The organism is Ideonella sp. P3_A4 (assembly GCF_056403075.1).
The window spans coordinates 1-615 of record NZ_JBFUGE010001338.1 but is presented as its reverse complement, the minus strand read 5'-3'; the positions used below and the strand labels follow the sequence as shown (position 1 = coordinate 615).

Sequence of the window (615 nt, the reverse complement as noted above, 5' to 3'; positions counted from 1 at the left end):
TCGCTGCACTACGCAGACAACATCGAGACACCTCGCAACACCGCGTTCCGCAACAAGTACGCGGTCGTCTACAAGACCAACCCTGACGTGTATGCCGTGCAGGGCTACGACGCGGCCCAACTGCTGCATGCGGGCCTGACAGTCGTCAAGGGCGACTTCAGCAAGAAGGACGAGATGTACTACGCGATGGGCAAGACCACGATTGCCAGCCCGCGCGGCAAGCTCGGCTTCAATGCGGCGCACAACCCGGTGCAGGACTTCTACATCCGCGAGGTCAAGGGCAACTACAACGTCATCACGGGCGTCGCCGTCCCGGCGCTGGCAGACCCTGCCCGCGGCTGCAAGATGTGACATGGGCTGGGCCACATTCCTAGTCCAATGCCTGAACGCGCTGCAGTACGGGCTGCTGCTGTTCCTGGTGGCCTCAGGGCTGACGCTGATCTTCGGGATCATGGGCGTCATCAACCTGGCGCACGGCAGCTTCTACATGATCGGCGCGTACATGGCCTATGCGCTGGCGCCGGCAGTGGCCGCCACCATCGGCGGCGGCTTCTTCTCGACGCTGGTCGTCGGGCTGGTACTCGCGGTGGCGCTGGGCTATGTGCTGGAGTGGGC

At 63.7% G+C, this 615-nt stretch carries 2 protein-coding genes; both read left to right on the top strand.

The window, feature by feature from the left end:
* Window positions 1-351 (top strand): ABC transporter substrate-binding protein (locus AC1DYI_RS37895; protein ID WP_477209190.1); only part of this gene is annotated, 351 nt, incomplete at its 5' end.
* Between the two features lies 1 nt (window position 352).
* Window positions 353-615, top strand: a 263-nt coding sequence (locus tag AC1DYI_RS37890) for an ABC transporter permease subunit (protein WP_477209189.1), incomplete at its 3' end; no start/stop codon positions are given.